We start from the raw sequence: 513 nt of genomic DNA on the forward strand, positions 1-513 counted from the left end.
CCCTATCTTGATACGGGCGGCCGGTCGTCAGGCGGATATCCTGCTGAAGTTCTGCAAGTCTTCCGGTCTTTACCGGCGCGCGATTGGTGTTGACGGCGCGCCCACTGGCAATGCGGGTGATGAGGTTGCGCGCAGCTATGACCAGTGTTTTGTCATTCTTGGACTGTCGACGTGGAACAGGCTTTCGCCCTCGGCCCGGCAAGAGGCCGCGATCGAGGATTGCTGGCAGGCGCTGTCTACGACGCTGACCGATCCGCAAACGGGGCTGCTGCTAGAGGATGATACAGTCACCGATCCTGCGGCACCCGATGCGCCGCCGCGATCGCAGAACCCCCATATGCATCTTTACGAGGCTTGCCTGCAATCCTACGAGATGACCGGCAATGCGCTCTGGCTGGAACGCGCGACACATTTACGCAATTTATCTCTCCGACATTTTTTTGACGATGATACGGATAGCCTTGCGGAGTTTATCTCACCGGATCTTTCGGCTTTGGCGGGCCTGACGGGGGA

The 513-nt window shown here is 58.7% G+C and carries 1 protein-coding gene; it reads left to right on the forward strand.

Going from position 1 to position 513, the window contains the following annotated elements; all coding sequences use genetic code 11:
* Positions 1 to 513, forward strand: a 513-nt coding sequence (locus tag DWB67_RS17815) for an AGE family epimerase/isomerase (RefSeq protein WP_182911668.1), incomplete at both ends; no start/stop codon positions are given.

The sequence above is a fragment of the Paracoccus sp. JM45 genome, assembly GCF_003590715.1.
In the GTDB taxonomy this organism is placed as follows: Bacteria; Pseudomonadota; Alphaproteobacteria; order Rhodobacterales; family Rhodobacteraceae; genus Paracoccus.